The 24,781-nt window shown below is 58.1% G+C and carries 24 protein-coding genes; 9 read left to right on the top strand and 15 right to left on the bottom strand.

What is annotated here, in order from left to right; translation table 11 throughout:
• The first annotated feature begins 34 nt into the window (after positions 1-34).
• Together ilvD and RAE04_RS04350 are read left to right on the top strand one after the other, a co-directional pair.
• Positions 35-1,888, top strand: a complete 1,854-nt coding sequence (gene ilvD / locus RAE04_RS04355; RefSeq protein WP_317026552.1) for a dihydroxy-acid dehydratase — start codon at positions 35-37, stop codon at positions 1,886-1,888.
• Positions 1,889-1,965: 77 nt separating this feature from the next.
• Positions 1,966-3,237, top strand: a complete 1,272-nt coding sequence (locus RAE04_RS04350) for a glycosyltransferase family 87 protein (protein WP_317026551.1) — start codon at positions 1,966-1,968, stop codon at positions 3,235-3,237.
• On the opposite strand, the gene RAE04_RS04345 is transcribed toward RAE04_RS04350, so the two are convergent.
• From RAE04_RS04345 to RAE04_RS04330, 4 genes are all read right to left on the bottom strand, one after another.
• On the bottom strand, positions 3,212-3,526 hold the full coding sequence (locus RAE04_RS04345) for a transcriptional regulator (RefSeq protein WP_317026550.1): 315 nt from the start codon (positions 3,524-3,526) through the stop codon (positions 3,212-3,214). The two genes, RAE04_RS04350 and RAE04_RS04345, sit on opposite strands and share 26 nt — an antisense overlap.
• A complete protein-coding gene (locus RAE04_RS04340) occupies positions 3,519-4,025 on the bottom strand; it encodes a hypothetical protein (protein ID WP_286688058.1) in 507 nt (168 codons plus the stop codon). The genes RAE04_RS04345 and RAE04_RS04340 overlap by 8 nt, the downstream gene beginning before the upstream one ends.
• Before the next feature lie 84 nt (positions 4,026-4,109).
• Positions 4,110-5,057, bottom strand: a complete 948-nt coding sequence (locus tag RAE04_RS04335) for a DoxX family protein (RefSeq protein WP_317026549.1) — start codon at positions 5,055-5,057, stop codon at positions 4,110-4,112.
• 69 nt (positions 5,058-5,126) lie between these two features.
• On the bottom strand, positions 5,127-5,999 hold the full coding sequence (locus RAE04_RS04330) for a LysR family transcriptional regulator ArgP (RefSeq protein ID WP_317026548.1): 873 nt from the start codon (positions 5,997-5,999) through the stop codon (positions 5,127-5,129).
• Positions 6,000-6,069: 70 nt separating this feature from the next.
• Between RAE04_RS04330 and RAE04_RS04325 the strand changes: the two genes are divergently transcribed.
• Entirely contained in the window at positions 6,070-6,762 is a 693-nt protein-coding gene (locus tag RAE04_RS04325; protein ID WP_317026547.1) for a LysE/ArgO family amino acid transporter, read from the top strand.
• Positions 6,763-6,780: 18 nt separating this feature from the next.
• Here RAE04_RS04325 and RAE04_RS04320 read toward each other — a convergent pair whose 3' ends face one another.
• From RAE04_RS04320 to gatB, 4 genes are all read right to left on the bottom strand, one after another.
• Entirely contained in the window at positions 6,781-7,851 is a 1,071-nt protein-coding gene (locus RAE04_RS04320) for an aldo/keto reductase (protein WP_317026546.1), read from the bottom strand.
• Between the two features lie 16 nt (positions 7,852-7,867).
• Positions 7,868-9,295, bottom strand: a complete 1,428-nt coding sequence (locus RAE04_RS04315; RefSeq protein WP_317026545.1) for a hypothetical protein — start codon at positions 9,293-9,295, stop codon at positions 7,868-7,870.
• A 203-nt stretch (positions 9,296-9,498) separates the two neighbouring features.
• On the bottom strand, positions 9,499-10,551 hold the full coding sequence (locus RAE04_RS04310) for an NAD(P)-dependent alcohol dehydrogenase (protein ID WP_317026544.1): 1,053 nt from the start codon (positions 10,549-10,551) through the stop codon (positions 9,499-9,501).
• 134 nt (positions 10,552-10,685) lie between these two features.
• Positions 10,686-12,191, bottom strand: coding sequence for an Asp-tRNA(Asn)/Glu-tRNA(Gln) amidotransferase subunit GatB (gene gatB, locus RAE04_RS04305; protein ID WP_317026543.1), 1,506 nt, complete (start codon positions 12,189-12,191; stop codon positions 10,686-10,688).
• A 57-nt stretch (positions 12,192-12,248) separates the two neighbouring features.
• Here gatB and RAE04_RS04300 point away from each other — a divergent pair, with 57 nt between their 5' ends.
• On the top strand, positions 12,249-13,034 hold the full coding sequence (locus RAE04_RS04300) for a DUF4261 domain-containing protein (RefSeq protein WP_317026542.1): 786 nt from the start codon (positions 12,249-12,251) through the stop codon (positions 13,032-13,034).
• 14 nt (positions 13,035-13,048) lie between these two features.
• Here RAE04_RS04300 and RAE04_RS04295 read toward each other — a convergent pair whose 3' ends face one another.
• From RAE04_RS04295 to RAE04_RS04285, 3 genes are all read right to left on the bottom strand, one after another.
• Positions 13,049-14,032, bottom strand: coding sequence for a bile acid:sodium symporter family protein (locus RAE04_RS04295; protein WP_317026541.1), 984 nt, complete (start codon positions 14,030-14,032; stop codon positions 13,049-13,051).
• 64 nt (positions 14,033-14,096) lie between these two features.
• Entirely contained in the window at positions 14,097-15,128 is a 1,032-nt protein-coding gene (locus RAE04_RS04290; protein ID WP_317026540.1) for an ATP-dependent 6-phosphofructokinase, read from the bottom strand.
• 24 nt (positions 15,129-15,152) lie between these two features.
• A complete protein-coding gene (locus RAE04_RS04285; RefSeq protein WP_317026539.1) occupies positions 15,153-16,529 on the bottom strand; it encodes an MFS transporter in 1,377 nt (458 codons plus the stop codon).
• A 47-nt stretch (positions 16,530-16,576) separates the two neighbouring features.
• Here RAE04_RS04285 and RAE04_RS04280 point away from each other — a divergent pair, with 47 nt between their 5' ends.
• Positions 16,577-16,900: a hypothetical protein gene (locus RAE04_RS04280; RefSeq protein WP_269953400.1), complete on the top strand. Its 324-nt coding sequence runs from the start codon at positions 16,577-16,579 to the stop codon at positions 16,898-16,900.
• Positions 16,901-16,972: 72 nt separating this feature from the next.
• Here RAE04_RS04280 and RAE04_RS04275 read toward each other — a convergent pair whose 3' ends face one another.
• The 3 genes from RAE04_RS04275 to gatC all read right to left on the bottom strand — a co-directional run bounded on the left by RAE04_RS04275 (position 16,973) and on the right by gatC (position 19,362).
• Positions 16,973-17,467 carry an META domain-containing protein gene (locus RAE04_RS04275; protein ID WP_317026538.1) on the bottom strand — a complete coding sequence of 165 codons (495 nt, stop codon included), beginning with the start codon at positions 17,465-17,467 and terminating at the stop codon, positions 16,973-16,975.
• 86 nt (positions 17,468-17,553) lie between these two features.
• A complete protein-coding gene (gene gatA, locus RAE04_RS04270) occupies positions 17,554-19,041 on the bottom strand; it encodes an Asp-tRNA(Asn)/Glu-tRNA(Gln) amidotransferase subunit GatA (RefSeq protein ID WP_317026537.1) in 1,488 nt (495 codons plus the stop codon).
• Positions 19,042-19,362, bottom strand: coding sequence for an Asp-tRNA(Asn)/Glu-tRNA(Gln) amidotransferase subunit GatC (gene gatC, locus RAE04_RS04265; protein WP_218840749.1), 321 nt, complete (start codon positions 19,360-19,362; stop codon positions 19,042-19,044).
• Between the two features lie 180 nt (positions 19,363-19,542).
• On the opposite strand from gatC, the gene RAE04_RS04260 reads away from it, so the two are divergent.
• The gene (locus tag RAE04_RS04260; RefSeq protein ID WP_284786698.1) at positions 19,543-20,202 is read left to right on the top strand and encodes an amino acid-binding ACT domain protein; all 660 of its coding nucleotides are present in this window, start codon (positions 19,543-19,545) and stop codon (positions 20,200-20,202) included.
• Between the two features lie 10 nt (positions 20,203-20,212).
• Here the strand turns inward: RAE04_RS04260 and ligA are convergent, their stop codons facing one another.
• Positions 20,213-22,282: an NAD-dependent DNA ligase LigA gene (gene ligA / locus RAE04_RS04255; RefSeq protein WP_408933116.1), complete on the bottom strand. Its 2,070-nt coding sequence runs from the start codon at positions 22,280-22,282 to the stop codon at positions 20,213-20,215.
• Positions 22,283-22,327: 45 nt separating this feature from the next.
• Between ligA and RAE04_RS04250 the strand changes: the two genes are divergently transcribed.
• From RAE04_RS04250 to RAE04_RS04240, 3 genes are read left to right on the top strand one after another with little or no spacing between them, the layout of a single operon-like run.
• Positions 22,328-22,999, top strand: coding sequence for a 3'-5' exonuclease (locus RAE04_RS04250; RefSeq protein WP_317026535.1), 672 nt, complete (start codon positions 22,328-22,330; stop codon positions 22,997-22,999).
• Between the two features lie 40 nt (positions 23,000-23,039).
• A complete protein-coding gene (locus RAE04_RS04245; RefSeq protein WP_317026534.1) occupies positions 23,040-23,537 on the top strand; it encodes a winged helix-turn-helix domain-containing protein in 498 nt (165 codons plus the stop codon).
• Positions 23,537-24,529: a serine hydrolase domain-containing protein gene (locus tag RAE04_RS04240; protein ID WP_317026533.1), complete on the top strand. Its 993-nt coding sequence runs from the start codon at positions 23,537-23,539 to the stop codon at positions 24,527-24,529. Before RAE04_RS04245 ends, RAE04_RS04240 begins: the two co-directional genes overlap by 1 nt.
• Positions 24,530-24,781 lie beyond the last annotated feature (252 nt).

Genomic DNA, 24,781 nt, shown 5'->3' with positions numbered 1-24,781 from the left:
CCCCACATCCTTGAAGGAATGGTGACTGAAAACCATGTTCCCGCTGCGTTCAAAAGTAACTACCGTCGGCCGCCAAGCCTCTGGAGCCCGCGCCCTCTGGCGGGCCACCGGCACCAAGGAAAATGACTTTGGCAAGCCGATCGTCGCCATTGCCAACTCCTATACGCAATTCGTCCCCGGCCACGTACACCTTAAAAACGTTGGCGATATCGTCGCCGACGCCGTACGCGAGGCCGGCGGCGTACCGAAGGAATTCAATACCATCGCTGTCGATGATGGCATCGCCATGGGACACAGCGGCATGCTCTACTCGCTGCCTTCACGCGAAATCATCTCCGATTCCATCGAGTACATGGCCAATGCCCACACTGCCGACGCCCTGGTGTGCATCTCCAACTGCGATAAAATCACCCCGGGCATGCTCAATGCGGCACTACGGCTAAACATTCCCACCATTTTCGTCTCCGGCGGACCGATGGAGGCCGGCAAAGCCGTCGTGGTTGATGGCGTAGCCCACGCCCCCACCGACCTCATCACCGCCATTACCGCCTCTGCAAACGACGCGGTATCTGATGAAGGCTTGACCCAGGTGGAGGAATCCGCCTGCCCCACCTGCGGCTCCTGTTCTGGCATGTTTACCGCCAATTCCATGAACTGCCTGACCGAGGCACTCGGCCTGGCGCTGCCCGGCAACGGCACCACCCTTGCCACCCACACGGCTCGCCGCAGCCTATTTGAAAAGGCCGGCTCCACCATCGTCGATATGTGCCGCCGCTATTACGGCGAGGAGGACAAATCCGTTCTCCCCCGCAATATCGCCACCAAGGAAGCCTTCACCAACGCCATGGCGCTAGACATGGCCATGGGCGGATCCACCAACACCATCCTCCACACGCTTGCAGCCGCACAGGAAGGCGAGGTGGATTTCACCCTCGATGACATTAATGACATCTCCTACCGCGTGCCCTGCCTGTCCAAGGTCGCGCCCAATGGCACCTACCACATTGAGGATGTCCACCGCGCCGGCGGCATCCCCGCCATCTTGGGAGAACTTCGCCGCGCCGGGTACCTGAACTTGAAGGTGCATACGGCGCTGTACGATAACGCCGAGCAGTGGCTCGATGACTGGGATATCCGCAACCCGCACGCCACCGATGAGGCCCGTGAGCTTTACCTCGCCGCCCCCGGCGGCGTGCGCACCACCGAACCTTTTTCCCAATCCAACCGCTGGGACGAGCTCGATACTGACGCCGCTAATGGCTGCATTCATGACGCCGCTCATGCCTTTTCTTCCGACGGCGGCCTCGTTGTCCTGCGCGGAAACCTGGCCCCCGACGGGGCCATCGTCAAGGCAGCAGGCGTCGAAGAAGAGCTGTGGACCTTCTCCGGCCCTGCACGAGTCGTAGAGTCCCAGGAAGAAGCGGTATCTATCATCCTCAATAAGGAGGTTCAACCGGGCGACGTGGTCGTCATTCGCTATGAAGGCCCGTCCGGCGGCCCTGGCATGCAGGAGATGCTCCACCCAACCTCTTTCCTCAAGGGCGCCGGGTTGGGCAAGGCATGCGCCTTGATTACCGACGGCCGTTTTTCCGGCGGCACCTCCGGCCTTTCCATCGGCCACATCTCCCCCGAGGCGGCCCACCAGGGCCTAATCGGGCTCATCGAAAATGGCGACACCATCACCATCGACATCCATGAGCGCCAACTCACCCTGGATGTGGACGAGGACGTGCTGGAGCGCCGCCGCGCTGCCCAAGAACTGCGCGAGCACCCCTGGACTCCAGTGAGCCGCAACCGACCGATCACCAAGGCGCTGCGCGCGTATGCGGCCATGGCAGCCTCTGCCGACCGCGGCGCGGTACGCGTAGTTGACGGTTATGTGAATTAGCCGGAGATAGCTGCTAAATTGCTGTGCCTCGGTGGGGTGCGCGCCTTTTGCCTGCAAATCGCATAAGATATCCTGCGATGAAACTCGCGCGTGCCCCGTTATTCCGTTATGCCCTGACCTTACTGGGACTCATTCTTGGCGCTAGGAAGATCGTTCAAGACATCCACATCACGGACTTCCCCATCGATATGGTGATCTACCGCGAGGGCGTCAAGGCCTTCCTTGAACACCGCTCTGTCTACAGCGAACCCATGCTGGCTGGCGATATTCAATTGCCCTTTATTTATCCACCCTTCGGCGCGTTGGTCATGGTTCCGCTGACGGCCTTCGATGGCATTGACCACGACATGGCAGGCGACATCGTGGTCGTCCTCTCTGACCTTCTCGTGCTCCTCTGCCTCTACCTTGTATTCAAGGCAGTGCTGAAAAAGCCAGAGTTCCTTTTGCCCGTCACCGCCATTACGTGGGCAATTGTATTGCGCTTTGAGCCGGTTGACCTCAATAACGGCTTTGCCCAAATCAATATCGTGGTCATGGCGCTCGTAGTCCTCGACCTCGTTCCGCGCCGGCGTTTCCTGCCACAGGGAATCCTGGTCGGTCTAGCGGCCGCCATCAAAATAACTCCTCTGGCCATGTTGCTTTATTTCCTTGTGCGCAAGGAGTGGAAGCAGATTGCCACAGCGCTCCTTTCCGCTGTCGCGGCCACACTTCTTGCCGCGGCCTTCCGCTGGGGCGCATTCGTGGAGTTCTTTAGTTCCAAATTGCTCGATATGGGCTCTGGCGGCGACTTCGGCGTGGGGACCGATTACCAGTCCAATAGCTCTATCAAGGGCGCCATTCAGCGCATGTATTCTTCTTCGGAGGCCATGGACGCAAATGGGCTGGCTATCAACATTGCATGGATCGCCGCCTCCCTCGTGGTCATTGCATTCGCGGCGTGGCTTATTAAGCGACTGTGCGAGGAGCATTTGCTTGTCGACGCCCAATTGGTCACCGCCCTCACCCTCCTGCTCATCTCCCCCGTTTCTTGGTCACACCACTGGGTCTGGCTCACGCTCATCATCCCAGTCTTCCTTTACCGTGCCTGGAGCTGGCTATCTACGGGATGGGCTGCGGGCAGCCTGCTTACCGTACTCCTCGCCTGGGCGGGCATGCTGCTTACTGTCCCGCCCAAGTGGTGGTGGGGCGACCAAGTCGATGTCCACGCCATGGAGCGCTACCAAAAGTTTTGGGTAGATGACTTCCTCTGGCTAACCGTGCTATCCGTCGCGCTTTATGCGGCCGCACTTTACGCTGCCCGGCGCAGCCGACCGGCACGCACCGCTACTCCTGACCCGCTAGCGTCTTAAGCGCCGAAAGATGCGAGTCGAATGCCGCCTTACCTTTGGCCGTGAGCATCACCCACACCGTGTCTTTACCCCGCGAGGATCCGTACTCGCGAAATCTGCTGATATAACCCTCCTTTTCCAAGGCGCTTAGTTGCTTAGAAAGCGTGGCATCAGATTGATTCACCTTGTCCCGGATCGCTGCAAAGCGCATCTCCTTATTAATGACGCCTTCCACCGCCCCGGCAGCATTAAGTACCGCACAAATCTTAAATCGGTTGAGCGGGTGAATTACTGGATCAAGCTCACTCATCACCGCTCGCCTGCTTGTCATCTCCATGATCACGCGTGGACATATCCATTGCTCCCGAATTGAGAGCCCAAAACACACCCAAGCCCCACAGCGTGAATACGATGCCCGCAATTACCATATGCCCTTCGAGAAAAGTCTGGAAAAACGTAGGGGCAAATATTAGAAAAAATCCGAAATAGTATTTCTTATCCGGCTGCGGCTGGTCAAAAGGATTTTGTCTATAGCCTGCACGCACGTCACGCTTTTTAGCGCCTACCCAGAGGCCTACACCCAGGCAGGCAATTATGACTCCGAGGGATAACCACAGCGGCATGCCTTTCCCAAATTGACTCAGGACAAACCACAGTCCCGCTAGCGCCGCAGCAAACAAAGCATTAAGCCCAGTCTTCCGCTTGGCGCCCTGGTCCTGCTCCATTTCTTCATTGAAGGCCAGTGCCTCGTGCACGCTGTCACCCATAGTCGCCATCCCTTTCGTCCTCGGTTCTCCGTTATTTTCCACTTTAGAAAGTATCATACTTTCCACTCGAGAAAGCAAGGGGTAAAAGAAAATCCGCCGCGAGTGCGACGGATAATCTACTGGCGATTAGTTCAGCGGATTAACTCCCGCACCGAAGAACCAGAGTCCTACGAGAATCGCTACGCCGATAAGCACAAAGACCCAGGAGGTGCCCAGCGGGCGGCGTGCCCAGGAGCGCTTGAAGTCTAGGGAAATAAAGCCCGGGCCAGTAAACTGCAGGCCTACTGCGATGACAAAGAGGACCAAGGAAAGCCAGACCGAATCTGGCCAGCTAAAGACGTCCAAGCCGGCGCCGGCCTGCGCTAGTTCATGCACAGCGGTAAAGCCGGTCACTACCAATCCGAGCATGGCAGCCAGAGGCGTAATGAGACCCAGCAACAGGAATACACCAGCGATAAGCTGCATGGTCGGAACCGCAATGGATAGTGCGGTATCCCAGGCATAGTTAGCAAAGTCGCCCTCTAGACCGGACAAGCCCTGACTATCACCGAGCTCGAAAAAGGTTTTTGCACCGGCAATGATCAGGTAGGCGCTCAGTGCGATGCGAATGAAAAGCAGACCAAAGTCGATAGTGCCGCGGCGACCGTAGCGGTGATATCCTTCTTTTTCTTCTTGTTCCGCCTGCAGGCGGGCCTCGCGCTCCTCTGCGGTTTCAGTGCTGAGGGTGCTTTCCGCGGGGGTGTCGGCAGTAGCAAGTGCCGATTCCTCCTCGGCACTGCCCGGCGTGGCTTCCTCCGGTTGCGCGAATGCTACGGTCTCCTCGCTGGCGCCACTTTGCTGACGCGCGGCTTCATTCGCGCTGGAGTAGGCCATAACCTCGGTTTCAGGGTGGTCCTGCTGCCTTTGGGAAGGCTTGATCTCCTGCGGCTCGGCGCGGCCGGCGCGCTCGAAGAGGCCCGGCTTCGAGTTCTTCTCGCTGGAGACGGATTCTTTGCTTGCAGGCTTCGCGTTATAGGTAGGCACGTCCATGTCTTCATCAAACGGTGTGGCTTTATCCGGCTGTTTATCGCTCATAGCTCCAACTTAAGGCACGTGCCTGCACTTTTGTGGTACCCGCCACGGCGCGCCGTTGCAGCAAACTGGCTAGAGGGCTTCCAAGTCGCTTGCGGCCTCGATTACCGAACGCGTAAGTTCACCCAAAACCTCTGACTCCAAGCGCCAACGCTGCCAGTAAAGGTCGATATCGAGCGGGGAGTCGTCGAGAAGCACTAGCTCCTTAGCTGCCAATAATGGCATAGCTTGGGCTTGGGGCAGCAATCCCCATCCCAGGCCGACTCGAACGGCCTCCAGATAGCCCTCGGAGGAAGGAATCTGCGAAACCCGGGCACGCACCACGGCCGAATCAATGAAGCGCTCGCGCATCGCATCATCCAGTACTTGATCGTTGGGCCCATAGCCTACAAGGGGCATAGTTTCCCAGGTCAAGTGGCCGCTATGAAAGCTTTCTGCAATATGTGGTGCCGCGACTGGGAAGTACCGCATCGTACCCAAAAAGCTAGACTCGCAGCCCGAGACCGGCGTGGCTTCCCTCGTTACCGCGCCAAGCACATCGCCCCGCCGCAGCATGGCTAAGGTGCGGGCCTCATCCTCAATCCGGATCCGCAGGGCGACATCACCCCGCCGCGCGGTATCGCTAAGCACCCTACGAAACCATGTCGCTAGAGAATCCGAGTTCACCGCGACAGAGAGCGGGACCCGAGCCAAGCGGTGGCCTAGGCGTGCATCCGTTTCCGCCTGCACCAACGCCATGCGGCGTGCGGACTGCACAAGGATCTCCCCTGCTTCCGTAGCGGTTACTGGGGTGGCACGGCGAAGGAGTACTCGTCCCGTGCTCGACTCCAAGGCTTTGATTCGCTGGCTTACCGCAGACGGCGATATGCCGAGTACAGCAGCGGCGACATCGAAGCTGCCTTCGTCCACGATGGCGAGCAATGTTTCTAAGTGCACCGGGTTCATGAAGCTATTCTAAACCAACTGTAGATTCATTAACTGGACTAATTCAGGCCGGGAATTCACACTGGAAGGCATGTCCATCGTGCTTGCTGGTTTCTTTCTAGGATTATCGCTCATCGTGGCCGTCGGCCCGCAAAATGCCATGCTGCTCAAATTCGGCATCCGCCGCGATCATATTGGTCTCATTATCGCCGTCTGCGCGCTTTCCGACGTCATCCTGATTACCTCCGGCACAGCAGGTGTGGGCTACTTGGTAGAAAAATTCCCCAACGCCCTGCAGGTTCTGAAATATGTTGGCGCCGCTTACCTGGCGTATTTCACCTTTACTTGCTTCCGCGATGCGCTCCAGACCAAAGGCGAAGCCATCGAGGTGGAATCCACACAGCCGAAAGTACCGCAGGAAATCGCTTCCTTCGATGGCTCTCAGACACGCAGCACGACCAAGACCGCAACTCGCGTCGAGATCAAGCGCTCCCCTTCCTGGGTTAAGCCGCTATTGACCGCCCTGGCCTTAACGTGGCTTAACCCAGGCGCCTACGTGGACGTGGTGGTCATGCTCGGCAGCATTGCCAACCAATACGGTGAGTCAGGGCGCTGGCTTTTCGCCGTGGGTGCAATCTGTGCCAGCTTCTCTTGGTTTCCGTTTATCGGCTTCGGTGCCGCGCGTTTTTCCCACGTGTTGTCCCGCCCCACGGTGTGGCGCTGGATCAACTTCGGCATCGGCGTCATCATGATTGGCCTAACGCTCAAGTTACTCCTGCTCTAGGGCCGGGATCCAGCCCGCCTAGTTGCCGCGAACGCGCGACGCAGTGGCGCCCGCCCAGCGGTTGATGCCGGCGTCATGCGCGGCGTCGTCAATCGCAGCCAGCTCGTCTGCGCTGAAGTCAAGCTGGTCCAGCGCGCCCAAGTTGTGCTCGAGCTGCTCCACCGAAGAAGCACCCAGCAGCGCCGAGGTAAGCGTGCGATCCCCCTGATCACGCAGCACCCACGAGATGGCCATCTGGGCCAGCGACTGGCCGCGCTTGCTTGCAATATCGTTGAGCGAGCGGATCATGGAAAGGTTTTCCTCATTGAGCCAGTCCTTTTCCAGGGTCTCATTCTTCGCCGCGCGCGAATCTGCGGGGATGCCGTCGATATAGCGATCTGTCAGCATGCCCTGCGCTAGTGGACCAAAGCCGATGACACCCAAGCCGCTGCGCGCTGTGACATCAAGCAGCGACTCGCTATCCTCGCCCGGGCGCTCAATCCAGCGGTTCAGAATGGAATAACTGGGCTGATGAATCAGCAACGGGCAGCCTTCATCTTCCATAAACTCCACGGCCTCCGCGGTAAGCTCCGGACCATAAGAGGAAATGCCCACATAGAGAGCCTTGCCGGAGGCCACGATATCCCGCAGTGCGTACAGGGTCTCTTCCAGCGGAGTGTCCGGGTCCGGACGGTGATGGTAGAAGATGTCCACGTAGTCCAAGCCCATGCGCTTCAAGGAAGCGTCCAAGGAGCTCACCAGGTACTTGCGAGAGCCGCCGAAACCGTAGGGCGAATCATTCATTACCCAACCCGCCTTGGAAGAAATAATCATTTCATCGCGGAAGGGGCGGAAATCGCGGGCGAAGATGCGGCCGAAGTTGTCCTCCGCGGCACCTGGTTCAGGGCCGTAGTTATTGGCCAAATCGAAATGAGTAATCCCCCGGTCATACGCCGCGCGCAGGATTTCGCGCTGCGTGGCCAGGGGACGATCGTCGCCGAAGTTCTGCCATAGGCCAAGGGAAATGGCCGGCAGCTTCAGCCCAGAGTTGCCTACTCGGCGGTACTCCATCGAATCATAACGGTCAGATGCGGGTGCATAGATGCTCATGGCACCCATTGTCCGCTTAATTCTTGGAATTGTCAGCCTGTGGCAGATCCTCATCTTCTTCCGGGTCGCCGGATGCGCCGGTTTCTTCGACCCACTTTTCAATTTCTTCCGGCGTACGGTCGGTTTCTACCGCGTCGCGTTCGGTGTAATAGGAGTAGTCGTGGCGCTTTTCTGCGTACTCCTTTTTGTCAAAGTCCACGTCATCGTCGCCGTCAAGCTCCTCGGTGACCTCATCCACCAGCTCATCATAGAGGGCCTCGTTATCCATATTGGAGTCCTCGATGTGCTGGCCAATCTCGTCATCATAACGTTCAGCGTCATAATCCTTGTTGGGGTTCAGCTTCAGGTGCATAAGTGAACGTACGCGCTCGCGGCGCACGGCCTCATCCTGGATCTGCGACTGGCTGCGGAACCAAGCAAAAACCAAGATGGCGACCATGAGGATTCCCATGTAACCAATGATTGGGTAGATGTAGTTCATCAGGGTCTTAAAGCCGGCGAAGGAAACAGCGAAACCGGCCAAGCAGCCGATAACGAAGATAACCGGGAAGCGCTTCTCATGGCCGGCAGATAGGCGCTTGCCCAGCGCGTAGAACATGCCGATGGCGGTATTGAAGATCATCAAATAAATGATGACCGCCATGATGGAGCCGAGGGTCGGGTTAACGCTATCTACCAAAGACAGCATCGGAATATCGGAGCCTTGCGCCTGGTCCGAGTTCATTAGCAAGGAGAATCCGGCAAGGCCCATCATGATGGAGTAGATGACGCCGCCTACAACGCCGCCCCAACCGGCTTCGCGCGGGCTAATATTATCGCCACCGATAACCAGGGACATGGACACAGCGAGCATCAGGGCAAGGCCGTTGTAGTTGAGTGCGGAAATGAGCCAGTTACCAATCGGGGTGTCGATCTGGCTGGAGGCGTCCATAGCGGCGCCGATGTCATCCGGCATATTGAGTCCGGTGTAGATGGCTACACCAATGACCGCAATGATGATGGTCGGTGTTACAGCACCGATAACCTTGGATACCTTGTCCACGTCGAGCATGCCCACGATAAGCACCAAGACCAGCATGAGCGTGGAGCCGATCCAAGTCTTCCAGCCAAACTGCTGCTCCATATTGGAACCCGCGCCGGCCAACATCACAAAGCCAATAGCGAAGAGGGTGATGATGACCGCGACGTCCAGCAACTTGGAGACGATCGGGTGAGTGACATTGCGGAATACGGTGTTGTGCTCAGAAGCGTGGAAGTAGCTGCCCAGCTGCAAGAACACGGTACCGGCAAGGGTCATGACGAGTGCGGCGATAATGATGCCGGGAATACCCCAGGAACCAAAGGCGGTGAAGTACTGCACCACCTCTTGGCCTGTGGCAAAGCCGGCGCCGACCAGCAAGCCCACGAAGGACATAGCGATGGCGATAATGTTTTTAGAAGACACAGTTGCCTAACTTTTGTAGCGAATATCTCTCGCATACTAGTGCGCGCAGCCCCTTGTCCCCCACTCCCCCAGCACGTGGGCAACACAACACCGATATGCGTTCCTTAAGGAATGGTACGTAAGTGACCCGTTAAACACCTACTGGCACATACCGATGTTGTGATAAATCACATTTGGGGATGCATCGAAATCAACCTAACGCTTTAGTCGTCGAAGGTCGCGGTATCAATCACGAAGCGGAACTTTACATCGCCTTGCACCACGCGCTCATAGGCGTCATCAACATCGTTGACGCCGATCTTTTCAATAACCGCGCCGATACCGTGCTCGGCACAGAAGTCCAGCATCTCCTGAGTCTCTGCAATGCCGCCGATATTATTACCCGTAAGCACCTTGCCGCCGCCGACGAGGCTGCTCATATGGATCCCCAGCTCCTCCGGCGGAAGTCCGACAACGGACATGATGCCGCGCGGCTTCAGTAGCTGCAGATAGTCATCGAGGGAGTACCGGGCAGATATCGTGGACAAGATGACGTCGAATTCGCCGCGGTGGTTGGCAAAGAAGTCTTCCTCTTCACCGGTGGCCAGAATATGCTTTGCACCCAGCTCATAGGCTTCCTTTTCCTTGCGCAGGGAGCGGGAAATCACGGTTACTTCCGCGCTCTTTGCCGCAGCGATCTGCACGCCCATGTGGCCCAAGCCGCCCAGGCCTACTACGGCAACCTTGTCGCCTTCTTTAACCTGCCAGCGAGCCAGCGGCGAATAGGTGGTGATTCCGGCGCACAGCAGCGGGGCTGCGACGTCAAAGTCAATACCCTCTGGAATGGTGCACACGAAGCCTTCGTTGACTACTACCTTCTGGGCATAGCCGCCTTGGGTAATGGTGCCGTCTACGTCTTCGGAGTTATAGGTGCCCACATTGCCATTCAGGCAGTTCTGCTCCTGGCCGTTGCGGCACTGTTCACACTCGCCACAGGAGTACACCAGGCAGCCCACGCCCACGCGGTCGCCCACTTTGAACTTGGTGACCTTATCGCCCACAGCTTCCACAACTCCGGCGATCTCATGGCCCACCGTCAGGGGGAAGTGGGCCTGGCCCCACTCGTTGCGGATCGTGTGAATATCGGAGTGGCAGATACCTGCAGCCTTGATATCAATGACCACATCGTCTTCGCGCGGATCGCGGCGCTCGATTTCTACGACCTTGAATGGTGCTTCAGGGCTTTCCTTTTGCAATACTTTGCTCTTAATTGTCATGCCCACGACCCTACGTGTAATCCCACTGACCTCGCCTAACGAAAATAATCACCACTTCCGGCAGGGGAGGAAAACTAAAAACAGCCACGCCCCTCTCGTTGAGGAGGGAAAACGCGGCTGATTCTTTGGGGGGCTTAGTTCAACTTCTCTGCGATGAGCTTATTGACCTGGCCCGGATCGGCCTTGCCCTGGGTGGCCTTCATGACCGCCCCCACGATGGCACCGGTGACCTTCTTATTGCCGGCACGGTACTTTTCCACAATGTCCGGGTTGGCGGCCAGCGCGTCATCTACAGCCTTCTCGATGGCGCCGTCATCGCGCACGACCTCCAAACCACGCTTTTCGACGACTTCGTCGACGTCACCCTCGCCCGCCAACACACCATCGACGGCCTTACGCGCGAGCTTGGTGGTCAGCTTGCCTTCGTTGACGAGCGCGATAACGCGCGCCACGTGCTGCGGGGTAATGGATAAGCCAGCAAGATCGGTATCCTGCTCGTTGGCCTTGCCGGCTAGGTAGGAAACCCACCAGGAGCGTGCCTCGTCTGGCTTCGCACCGGCCTCGACGGTATCCACGATGAGGTCGAGGGCACCGGCATTAACCAGGTCGCGCATCTCCTCATCCTTGATGCCCCACTCTTCCTGGATGCGCGCACGGCGAACCCATGGCAGCTCCGGAAGGGTCTGGCGCAACTCTTCTACCCACTCGCGCGGGGCGATGACCGGCGGCAGATCCGGATCATTGAAGTAACGGTAGTCTTCCGCGGTTTCCTTCGGACGACCCTTGGAGGTGGTGCCATCGGTCTCTTGATAGTGGCGGGTTTCCTGGTCAATGGTGCCGCCATCTTCGAGCACCTGCGCCTGGCGCTGCATCTCGAAGCGAACCGCCTGCTCCACGGAACGCAGGGAGTTAATGTTCTTGGTTTCGGTACGGGTACCAAACTCTTCCTGGCCCACCGGGCGCAGGGACAGGTTGGAGTCCACACGCATGGAGCCTTGGTCCATGCGGGCGTCGGAAACGCCCAAGGCTGCAACGAGCTCGCGCAGCGCGGAAACGTAGGCCTTAGCCACCTCAGGCGCGCGCTCACCGGCGCCAATGATCGGCTTGGTAACAATCTCAATGAGAGGAATACCCGCACGGTTACAATCCACCAGGGACGCCGTGGCGCCGTGAATACGACCGTCCGCACCGCCGAGGTGGGTCAACTTGCCGGTGTCTTCCTCCATGTGGGCACGCTCGATTTCTACGCGCCACTCGGTGCCGTCCTCCAGCACAACGTCCAGGTAGCCGTCATAGGCAATCGGCTCGTCGTACTGGGAAATCTGGTAGTTCTTCGGCTGGTCCGGGTAAAAGTAATTTTTGCGGGCAAAGCGTGAGGACTCCGCAATGGAGCAATTAAGCGCAAGCCCAATCTTGATGGCACCCTCCACGCCCTTGGAGTTAACTACCGGCAGCGCACCGGGAAGGCCCAGGGATACCGGGTCAACGTTGGAATTAGGCGCTGCGTTGAAATTCGTAGGAGAGGTAGAAAACATCTTGGTTTCCGTATCCAGCTCTACGTGGACTTCCATGCCCATTACCGGTTCGAACTTTTCTAGGACCTCATCGAAGTCCATCAGGTCATACATCGCAGCAGTCATGCGTGCCATCTTAATACGTCCATGCGCCCGCGCGCTCACGCCCCTAAGCTGAATATTATGGCTACACCACATAGCGTTGATGCCGCGCTTATCGATGCCCCATTGATCAACATCGCAGTCTTCCGCACTGCCCCTACCCCTGAGGAGGTAAGCGAGCGCCTGACCACCACTTTTGGCGATCGCCTGGGAGAAATCACACCGGGTAAGAACCCGGGAAGCATCATGGCCGAGCTTGATAATTCCTTCTTATTGCACTACCAAGCCGTCGATACCCCACCCACCCGCGATAGCTATGGCCTCCACCCCATTTTGAGCGCGGATGCCCGCGGCCTCGATTCCGCCACCGCACAAATCCTCGTATCCGTCCTTCCCCGTGAGACCGAAAATGATCGCGCGAAGCAATTCCGCGAGGCCCGCCGCGATCACCTTGAGCTACTCTCCAAGGCCACTGCGGTGGTAGCCGAGCACCCCGACTGCCTGATAGTCCATAACCCGCGCGGCAACGTTTCTATCGCGCCGAATACTTTCCTCGAGGCCGTTCGGGATAACCTTGCACCAATGCACATCGCTCCGGTGTGGCTTACCCAAAAAGAAAACAAAATCTTGGGTTATACCGTTGGGCTGGTCCAAACCGGACACCCGGAAGTCCAGGCAGCCACCGAAACCATGGATCCCACCGATCTCTATTACAAGCTGGCCAATATCGCAGACCATATTCTGCAAGGCGCCACCGTCAAAGACGGCGACACCCTATCTTTCGAGCAAGGCCAGCCCCCACTCAGCGTGCAAAAAGAGCCCTGGTATGTAGACGAGTCCTACCCTGCGGTCACGATTAATTTTTAGCAGTTCTTCCGCCCCTACTTCCGGGAATCCGAATAGCGGCAGATGGCTGCAAGCACCGCACCAGAGAGGTTGTGCCACACCGAAAAGACAGCACCTGGCAGGGCGGCCAATGGGTTCATATAGGTCGATGCCAGGGAGGTGGCCAAGCCGGAGTTTTGCATGCCCACCTCGACGGCCATGGTGCGCCGCGCGGCGATCGGCTGCTTGGTGACCGCTCCTGCAATGTAGCCCAGCAGATAGCCACAGGCATTATGGGCAACTACGGCCGCAAAGACCAGCGCACCCGCCGTAGCGATGGTGTCGTGCGCGCCGCCGACCACGATGCACACAATGGCCGAAATAGCCGCAACCGAGATCCACGGCAATGCCACGTTAATCTTTGCCACCAGGCGCGGAACCAGCATGCCGATAAGGATGCCGGCAACGACGGGAATGAGAACTACCTTGACAATGGACCCCGCCATGGCTGAAGCGGAGACTGGCATATACTCCCCCGCCAACCACAAGGTCAACAAAGGGGTAAGAACCGGCGCCAACAGGGTGGAAATAGACGTCATGATCACCGACAGAGCCACATCACCGCGCGCAAGATAAGACACCACATTGGAACTCGTACCGCCGGGCGCGCATCCTACAAGGATAACGCCGGCAGCTACAGCATCGGGAAGATCCATCACCGCGACTACCAGCAGCGCCACCAGCGGCATAATAACGAACTGCGCTACCACTCCAATGAAAACGGGCAGCGGACGGCGTGCCACCAAAGCAAAATCCACCGGCTTGAGGGTTAGGCCCATACCGAACATGACAATCCCCAGCAGCGGGGTGACCTGCGGAGCGAAGGAAGCTGCGGTTTCTGGCGCGAGGTATCCCACCACGCCACCGATAATCACGAGCACGGGAAAGCCTAGCGCTGCAATGAGCGCTTGACGGTCTTGTGCTGCGGAGGGCGCAGCGGGCGTCTCTACCCGATTATCTGTCATGCTATCGATACTCATGGACAAAAGAATACGCTCCCACCCAGTGGGAGCGCTATCTTAATATTCGGAATGCAGAATGCCCCTAGCCAAAGAGCGCCTGGGCGTTGCGGTAACGCGATTCCGGTACCGTCTTCAATTGGCCCACAGCATCTTCGAGTGGAACTAGGTCAATATTTTCACCATGCAGGGCAACACACATGCCGGATTTGCCCTCGTGAATAGCACGGGCTGCATGTACACCGTAACGAGTTGCAAGGACGCGGTCATAGGCCGTCGGCGTGCCGCCGCGCTGGATATGCCCCAGCACGGTCGTGCGCACGTCATACCCGGTGCGTGCCTTGATTTCATCGCCGATTACCTGGCCGATGCCGTTAAAGGTCTGGTGACCGAACTGATCGACGCCGCCGGCCTCGAAGTCCATCGTCCCTTCCTTTGGGAGGGCGCCTTCTGCCACGCAGATAATGCCGTACTTCTCACCCATCTGGAAGCGGCGTTCCATCGCCTTCGTAATCTCCGCGATATCGAAAGGCTCTTCCGGTACCACGGTGTAGTGCGCACCGCCGGCCATGCCCGCATGCAGGGCAATCCATCCCACGTGGCGGCCCATAACCTCCACGATCAGGATGCGATTATGGGACTCCGCGGTGGTGTGCAGACGGTCGATAGCATCGGTGGCCACAGAAACCGCGGTATCGAAACCAAAGGTGTAGTCAGTGGCATTGACGTCATTATCAATGGTCTTCGGCACGCCCACTACCGGCACGCCGTTATCAGAAAGCCACTTTGCACCCTTGAGGGTACCTTCACCACCGATGGCGACTAGAGCATCTACCCCGGCATCCGTCATGTTGGACTTAATCTGGTCAAGGCCGGCCTTGAACTTATCCGGATGCAGGCGGCCGGTGCCCAGGATGGTGCCGCCGCGCAACAGAATACGGTCGATTTCCGCATCGTCATAAAGATCGCGGCGGCGGTCTTCCATCAGGCCCACCCAGCCGTCTTCATAACCTACAACGGTATCTCCAAATTCATTGGACGCGGTACGCACTACCGCACGGATTACAGCATTGAGGCCGGGGCAATCGCCGCCGGACGTTAAAACACCTAGACGCATGCCTACCAATCTAGCGCGCGATTTTTAGGCCTGCAGAGTGTCCCTAAAACCTAGGGCAGAAACCAGGCCCACCACCAGCGCAGCCACGATAACAAGCAGCGAATTAATAATTGCCGCCTCTGGGCTACCCGTTTGCATAACTGCGGATACCAGGGCAACTCCCACCACGGATCCCACCTGGCGGGAGGTGTTGTACACACCGGAGGCAGCGCCCATAAGTTCCGGTGAGATATCGCGCAAGGTGGTGGCTGCGTTGGAACCCCAAATGAACGACTGCCCCACACCTAGGCCAGCAATAGGCAGCCCGAGTACCCACGGAAGGGCGTCAACCTGCATGACCCACCATGCCGCAAGGAGCGAGAATATAAGGATAGAAAATCCCATTACCCCAAGAATCCGTGGATTGACGTGATCCGCCATGATTCCAGCCAGCGGAGATATCAGGAGAGACACCAGCGCCATAGGAGCCACGATGATGCCGGCTTCGCCCGCAGGCACTCCCTGCATGGTCTGCAGCCACAGCATGATGGGAAGCATCACCGCAGCAGCCATAAACCCCATTGCGATGATGCCTACCGAGCCCGCCAGGTAATTGCAGTCACTAAATAACGCCAGCGGCACCAGCGGACTCGACCCGCGGGCCTGGGCGGTTGCCTGCAATCGAATAAACCAGACGCTAGCGGCAACTCCAGCGAGCAGGATCAACCAGATGGTCCAACCCCAGCCAAGCACCGGGCCCTGCTGAATACCAAAGACGATTGCCGCCAAGGCGATGAGCGAAACGATGGCCGAGGGCGCATCGATAGACTGCGCGGTCGCGGGTAGCTCAGGCACCCACAGCAGCGCGAAGACAATGGCTAGCACCACGAAGGGAACGTGTGCCCAAAAGGCGGCCTGCCACCCAAAGTGCCCCACAAGGAACCCGCCGGCGAGTGGACCGGCAAGTGCCGCTACAGAGCCGATCACGCCCCATACGCCCAGTGCGCGCCCACGCCGCTCACGCGCGAAGATGCGATTGATAACGGACATGGTCTGTGGCATCTGGAGGGACGCACCCATGCCTTGCACGGCACGCGCCGCAATGAGTACTTCCACAGTGGGTGCCACGGCACACGCCACCGCACCCAGCCCGAAAATGCCCACGCCCAAACAGAACATCCGGCGCTGACCTAAAACATCACCCAAGCGGCCGGCAAAGAGCAGCGGCACCACCACAGCCAATAAATAGGCCGCGGATACCCACATGGTGTGGTTTACCCCTGCGTTCAGCTCACGTTGCAGATCAGGCAGCGCCACCGCCACCATGGATTGGTCCAGCAGGGACACAAAGAATCCGAGGGACAATGCAAACATGGCGCGCCATGCTTGGCGCTCGGGCGGCAGATGCGTCTCCACAGTCATGGCCTTAGAGTCTAGCGGGCCGAGAAATGTCGACCTAGACTGGTCACATGTCCATGATCGATATTAAAAAGCCCCAAGACGTTTCTACCGCCACCACTGTTACCCTCGGCCTTATCGGTGGCTGGGTCACCGCCCGCGAGACCGGCATTCGCCCGCTGGGCGGCGTAATCCTCGCCGCTGCCGGTGTCTGGGCGGGTCGCTCTTGGGCCAAGAAAACCACCCCGGCTACCACTGCCGGCCTGTGCGCACTCTACCTAGGTGCATTCGGCGCCTCCCACCCGTTGGCTAAGAAGATTGGCGCTTGGCCAGCCGTCCTTAGCGTGACCGCGGCTTCGGCGGGCGCGGCTTATGCGCTTTCCGACGCCAAATAGTCCCCCACACAAAAATGCGCACCATGGCCGAAGACATGGTGCGCATTTTAAGTTTTAGTGTGCTACGAGTTTTTACTTGTCAACAGTAAACTCGGCCGCAGCTTCCTTGCTGCCCAAGGCTACGGTGCCGCCGGGGAGGTTGAAGAAAGAAGGCTTGGACTCAAAGAGGCCCAGCAGGGCGTCGGAAAGCTGCTGGGTGTGCTCATCGCAAGCCGCACGGGTGGAGTTGAACTCGCCCACGCTGATGGTGCCATCCTTAGCCACCTCGTAGGTAGAGGTGTAGGTATTGCAGCCATCATTCATCACCAAGGAGTGGTCCTTGGCAAACTCAACACTAAGCTTGCCTTCTTCCTTAACGGAGTGGAGAGTTCCAGTGATGGTCTGGCCCTCGATCTGGGGCTCCAGCTTCTCCGCGCCCTTCGGCAGCGGAGAAATCAGGTCAGACTGAGTCGGCGCGGTCATGCTGAACCCGGGATCAACGGAGGGCACCTGCGCGGCGTTGGCAATACCCGCGCCCATCAGTGCAGCGGCGGACAACGAAAATAGTGCGGTCTTCTTGAAATGCATGCCCAATAATTTACCCCCGCCGAATATAAATTCAACGGGGGTAAAGAAACCTTTATGGAATCGCCAGCGACCCCACAGGAAGTCGCTTATTTATTGCGGCCAGCTTCATAGGCAGCGCCCACCTTGTACAGACGGTCATCTTCGAAGGCTGGCGCCATGATCTGCAGGCCGGTGGGCAAATTGGTATCGCTTGCCAAACCGGAGGGCACAGACATGCCACACAGGCCGGCTAGATTTAGCGGCAAGGTGCACAGATCGAAGTTATACATTGCCATCGGTTCCTCGGCCTTCTCCCCCAGCTTGAATGCGGTGGTCGGGGTGGTCGGGGAAACGAGCACGTCAACCTGCTCGAAGGCACGAGCGAAGTCCTGCGCAATGAGGGTACGCACGCGCTGCGCCTGTAGATAGTAGGCATCGTAGTAGCCCACGGACAGCGCATAAGTACCCAGCATGATGCGGCGCTTGACCTCAGGGCCAAAGCCCTCCGCACGAGACTGGGACATGACCTGCTCGGCGGAGTGGGAGCCATCATCGCCCGCGCGCAGGCCATAGCGCATACCATCGAAACGTGCCAGGTTGGACGAGACCTCGCACGGCATAATCAGGTAGTACGCTGCCAAGGCGTCATCGAAGTGTGGACAATCTACCTCGATGATCTCCGCACCCTGCTCGCGCAACTGCTCAACGGCGGCGTGGTAGTTCTCCATCACGCCTTCCTGCCAGCCATCGCGCTCAAACTGCTTAATAAGACCGACCTTGACACCAGAAAGGTCACCCTTGGCACCTTCGCGTGCGGCGGCGACAACCGGTGCTACCGGCTTATCCACGGAGGTCGCATCGAAGGCATCGTGGCCAGCAATGACCTCGTGCAGGAGCGCGGTGTCGAGGACGGTACGGCCACACGGGCCGGCCTGATCCAGGGAAGATGCGGCAGCAATAAGGCCATAGCGGGACACGGTACCGTAGGTTGGCTTAACACCGACAGTATTGGTCAGCGCGGCTGGCTGGCGGATGGAGCCACCGGTATCGGTACCAATGCCGAGTGGCGCTTGGCCGGAAGCGAGTGCAGCTGCGGTACCGCCGCCCGAGCCGCCCGGGGTGCGCTCGGTGTCATAAGGGTTATGAGCCGGACCAAAGGCAGAGTTCTCATTAGAAGAACCCATGGCAAACTCGTCCAGGTTGGTCTTGCCCAAGATGGGAATTCCGGCCTCGCGCAGACGCTTGGTCACGGTAGCGTCGTAGGGAGAAACGTAGCCTTCCAGCATCTTGGACGCTGCGGTGGTCGGCGCATCGGTGGTAACGAGCAAATCCTTCAGCGCCAGGGGCACACCTGCCAGACCAGAAGCCGGCTCTTCGCCGGCATCGAGGGCCTTATCCACGGCGTCGGCAGCCGCGAGGGCTTCTTCCGCCCCCACGTGCAGGAAGGAATTAAGCTCCTCATTGGTCTCTGCAATGCGATCCAGGAAGGCCTGAGTAACCTCGCGGGAGGTAATTTCGCGGGAGTGAATCTTTTCCGCCAACTCGGCGGCGGTCAGGGAGGTCAAGCCCTCCGCAGGAACGGTCAGGTTAGACATTTATTCTCCTCCCAAAATCTGTGGCACGACGAAGCGCTCATCCTCTACGGCCGGCGCCTGATCCAAAGCCTGTTCTGCAGTAAGGGTGCGCACAATAACGTCCTCGCGCATCGGGGCGTCCACGGAGTGCGGGTGACTCATCGGCTCCACACCCTCGGTATCCACGTTTCCTACCGCGGAAACGGAATCAACAATTTCATCAATCTGCGTTGCAAACTGGGCTAGCTCTTCCTCGCTGAGGGCCAGGCGGGAAAGCTTGGCGAGGTGGGCTACCTCATCACGCGAAATCTCAGACACGCGAACTCCATCCTTTATCTGCATAATCGACATGCGGGTGCAAAAAATTCACACGATGCATGTACTATGTGAATTGCTAACGACCCATGGTACTGCACCTACCGCGACGGCTGCCGCGTCACCCCAAATTTGCGTTGCTTGAAGCCTGCATTGTGACGCACGTATCATGTCTGGGACTACAAACTACCGAAAGCGTGCGAGACCTTGTCCTTTTTGATCCGTGTACTGCTCCCCGATGCCCCTGGCAGCCTGGGCCAGCTTGCCGACGCCTTTGGACTCGTCGACGGCAATATCCAATCGGTCGATATCGTAGAAAACTTCCCCGACGGCACCGTTATGGATGACATTGTCATCGAGCTGCCCCAAGGCGCCATGGCCGATGTCCTCATCACCGCCGCCTCCTCCGTCGACGGCGTGGAAATTGACTCCATCCGCCCGTTTAGCGGCCGAGTGGACCGCCGCGGCCAGATTGAGCTTCTCGCGCGTGTAGCTAATGCCACCAATGTCACTGCGGCCATGGAAGAGGTCGTCGCGGCCATCCCGAAGGCACTCACCTCCACCTGGTGCATCGTCATTGATAATAACGAGCCTATCCGCCGCCTGGCCTCCTCCAACGCCGCCCCAGAAGATGACGGCACCGTTCCTCACGACATTGAGGTCGAAAGCGCCCGTGTCCTCCACCCCGAGCGCGACGCGTGGGTGCCAGAAAGCTGGTCCCTGCTTGACTCCGCACTCGCCGCCGCCCCACTCGGCGATACCGGATTGGTCATCGCCATGGGGCGAACCGGCGGCCCTGACTACCTCGCCTCCGAGGTCGAGCACTTGGGCCACATCGGCACTATCTTGGGCAGCTTCCTGAAGTAACTGAAGCGAATTAGACTTCGCCGGTTTCGAGCAGTTGCTGGAATTGCGCCTCGTTGAGAATTGGGATGTCCAGATCGCGAGCCTTATCCTCCTTCGAGCCAGCCTTTTCGCCGGCAACTAGGTACGAGGTTTTCTTCGACACCGAACCGGTGGCCTTGCCGCCGCGAGAGACAATAGCTTCTTTCGCAGAATCCCTGGTGAAGTTCTCCAAGCTGCCGGTAACCACAATGGTCAAACCCTCGAGGGTCTGCTCCTTGTGATCCTCGGCCGCTACCTCCATGGCCACGCCCGCAGCAGCCCATTTGTCCACAATCGTGCGGTGCCAATCCACCTCGAACCAATCGTGGAAGGATTGCGCGATGGTCATGCCGACGCCATCGACCTCTGCAAGCTCCTCCGTCTTCGCAGCGCGCAGCTTGTCCATGGATCCATAGCGGGAAGCAAGCGCCCGAGCCGCAATCGGGCCCACGTGACGTATGGACAGCGAGACCAAGACGCGCCAGAAGTCGCGTACCTTTACCTCCTCCAGGTTGTTTAGCAAGTTCTGGCCTGCCGTATTGACCTTGACGTTGCCCTCCTTCTTAGAACGCTTGTCTTTGGTGTCCTTCTTTGCGGTATAGACATCTGAGGCCAATAGCTTTTCCGCGGTGAGCTCAAAAAGCTCCGACTCATCAACGAGAATGCCGTTGTCGATCAGATCCATCGCACCCTTCTCGCCTAAAGCCTCAATATCCAACGCCTTGCGGGAAGCCAGATACTCCAGGCGTGCCGAGAGCTGCGCCGGACAGGACTGTGTATTGGGGCAACGCCAATCGGCGTCGCCGTCCTTCTGTGGGGCCAATTTCGTGCCGCACGCAGGACAGTTCTCAGGGAAGGTCCACTCATACTCGCTACCATCGCGCTGCTCGCGCACCGGCCCAAGAACCTCCGGAATAATTTCGCCCGCCTTGCGGATAATGACGGTATCCCCGATGAGCACGCCCTTACGCTTGACCTCGGATTGGTTGTGCAGGGTTGCCATAGACACCGTGGAACCGGAGACAAAGACCGGCTCCATGATGGCAAAAGGCGTTACTCGCCCAGTACGGCCCACCCCCACCTCGATGCCTTTGAGCTTTGTGGTTACTTCCTCCGGCGGATACTTATAGGCAATGGCCCAGCGCGGCGCGCGGGAAGTCGAACCAAGTGCGCGCTGCGAAGCCAAATCATCCACCTTGACCACGAGTCCATCCATTTCAAAGATGGCGTCGTGGCGGTGTTCTGCCCAATGCGCCACCTCTTCCTGAACCTCTTTGGCTGAGTGCACCTGCTTGGTATACGGGGAAACGGGTAGCCCCCAAGCCGCAATCGCCTTATAGGCATCGTGCTGTGAGCTGGGCGAGAATCCCTCGCGCGCACCCAAGCCGTGGCACACCATTTTCAGGCGGCGTTTTTTCACCTCGGTGGGATCCTTCATGCGAAGTCCACCGGCCGCGGCATTGCGCGGATTAGCAAATTTATCCTTGCCATCAGCCGCGCGTTCCTCATTGATCTCCTCGAAGTCCTCGGGGCGCATGTATACCTCGCCACGGATCTCGATAAGCTCCGGAACTGGGTATTCATCAGTCCCCGTCAGCTCGTGCGGAATATCCTCGATTACGCGTGCATTGGCAGTGATCTCCTCGCCCACCGTGCCGTCGCCACGAGTCGCAGCGGTGGTCAGGCGCCCATCACGATAAACCAAATCGATAGACAAACCATCAATCTTCAGCTCAGTGAGATAAGTTTGTGCCGGAGTTCTATCCAACCAATCCTGCATCTCGCCATCGCTAAAAACATTGTCCAAGCTCATCATGCGTTCAAGGTGCTCAATATCTTCGCCGCCGCTCGGAGCGGCGCCTACCTGCTGGGTGGGCGAATCAGGCACGGCAAGCTCTGGGTGCTCTTCTTCTAGCGCAAGAAGGCGCTGAAAAAGTGCATCAAAGTCGGCGTCGGGAATAGCCGGCTCACCGTTGTAGTACAGATTGCGGTGGCGGCGCACTTCCTGCGCGAGGTCGTTCCATTCACGGTGCAGATCAACTGGATTAGTCACGCTGCACAAGTGTAGCTATCCCTCGTGTCGGGGCTAGCTACTAAGGTACGAATCATGAATTTCGACGCCTCCCGCATGCTCGCCTTCGACCTTGAGACCACCTCGGCCAACCCTAAACAAGCCCGCATTGTTACCTCTGCCCTAGTCCGCATTGACGGCCGCGATGTGCAAAAAATTGAGCACCTAGCCGATCCCGGGATCGAAATTCCACAGGAAGCGACCAATGTCCATGGAATCACCACGGAAAAGGCCCGCGCAGAGGGCCGCCCCCACGAAGTTGTGCTCAAAGAGACGGTCGAGGCAATCAAGGCTGCATGGGAGGATGGCCTGACGCTGATCGTCTACAACGCAGCATTTGATCTCACCGTATTGCGCAGCCTGACCGGAGATTTTACGGTAACCGGCCCGGTCTATGACCCCTATGTGATCGACCGCGTCAGCGATAAGTGGCGAAAAGGAAAACGCACCCTCGGCGCAGTGTGCGAACACTACGGCGTCGAGTTGGGCAACGCCCACGAAGCTACTGCCGATGCCCTGGCGGCCGCCCGCGTGGCGTGGAAGCAGGTTCGCCAGCACTACCCCAACCTGGCGCAGATGGAGGAAAACGAACTCATGGAGTTCCAGGCAGTCAAGTGGTACGAGGATCGGACTGCATTTAAGAAGTACCTAGAGGGAAAGGGCCGCGATGCCTCGGATGTCTCGACGGCGTGGCCGCTGATTTCTTAAACGCTTTGCTAAAGTTCTAGGGTTTTGGAATTCTAGAACTATGGAATCTATAGAATCCCGAGTTTTAGCCCTCGAGGAGCGCGTCGCTAAGCTCGAACACGCCACACCAACCCCGATAGAAGCCTCCGCCGACGAGTCCACCATGTGGCTTGCGGATGCCCTCGAGCCTTCTGAAGAGCTTCCCAAGGGGTCCGTAATCTTTGGTGGCAACCTCACTATCGGTGAGAGTTCCTATATCTACCAATGGCAGCGACCTACAGAAGCAGTGACACATGGCGACTGGTCCGAGAACCTCGACCGCCTTGCCGCTCTGGCCCACCCGATTCGTGGCGACATCCTGCGCCGACTCCTTACCGCACCGGCCAGCGCCACAGAACTTGTCGAAGAAGAAATCGTCACCTCTACCGGCACGGCCTATCATCACCTCAGCGCCCTCACGAGCGCAGGCTGGACTACCAAGGCAAGCGGAAAATACGCAATTCGAGCCGCCCGAGTGGTTCCTCTCCTGACCATCATTACCGCAAGCGAGGCTCACTAATGCGCAAATTAGTCCTCGCCGCCGTCGTAGCCGTGGTATCGGCCACCTTCTTACTCATCGTTGGACCCCAGCGAATCTCGATGGCCGATACCGCAACCGGAGATCCGGAACTCTCTAGACACCTACGGGAACACCCGGAAGCTGGTTTCAACAACCTCACAGCCTTCACACTTGATCAGGGAAAGGCCACCTTCGCCGGACTCGGCGCCAATGAACACACCGAAGTAGAGATCGGTTCTGTAACCAAGATGTTCACCGGAGAAATTGCCCACCAACTAGTAGAAGAGGGAAAAATTCGCCTCGACACCACGATGGGTGAAGTCCTCGAGGTCGGTGACTCACCAGTCTCCGACGTAACAGTTCGTGAGCTACTCGATCACACCTCGGGTTTGCCCAGACAGGCAAAAGCCATGACTTTCTCTTCTGCTGTCTCTAGCATCACCGGTTCAAACCCGTACGCAGGTGTATCCACAGAAGATATCGTAGATTCAGCAACCGAATCGAAGCTTGCAGATCGTGGCACAGAATCCTATTCCAATTTGGGCTACGCACTGCTCGGCCACGCCTTAGAAACCGCTGCCGATACACCATACGAACAATTGCTCCACGAGAGAATCCTTAAACTCGCCGGAATGAAGGAAACCTACCTTATGACACCAGGTTCCGTCCCTGACGATGCCCCTCGTGGGCTCACGGCCGCAGGCCGAGAAGCTGAGCCTTGGGAGATGGAAGGATGCCCTGCCGCAGCCGGAGCCGTTCGGTCGACCGCCCATGACATGGCAGCTTTCGCTGCATGGTTTATGGAACATGGTGACACTAGCTATGGATGGCAGAAGAATGATGACGGCAAGAGTTTCTGGCACAACGGCGGTGCCTCTGGCTATTCCACAATGCTCATCGTTGACCCGAAGGAAAATCGCGCTGCCTTCGCAAATAATGACTCGCCAGCGGGAACTGAAGACCTCACAGAAGCGCTTTTCGAGAGGATTTAGGAAACCACAATGCTCTTCACATTAATCCCTGCCGCTATCACTGTGTTCGAGCTCTGGTCCGCATGGAAGACCCTAAAGAAGCCAGTTTCTTCCCCTATGCTGGTTATAGACGCAATCTTCACGATCACCATCATTACGCTTGTCGGCATTGCAATGCCGTGGTACAGAGCAGTAGATTTTGGATGGTGGTACGCATTCGTAGCCGCTGGCTCTCTTCATATCGGTGCCATCGCTTGGCGCCTAGACTCTCTC

This window comes from Corynebacterium sp. CTNIH16, assembly GCF_032821655.1.
GTDB lineage: Bacteria > Actinomycetota > Actinomycetes > Mycobacteriales > Mycobacteriaceae > Corynebacterium > Corynebacterium marquesiae.
The sequence above is the reverse complement of the archived record's forward strand: the minus strand, read 5'-3'. Positions and strand labels throughout refer to the sequence as shown.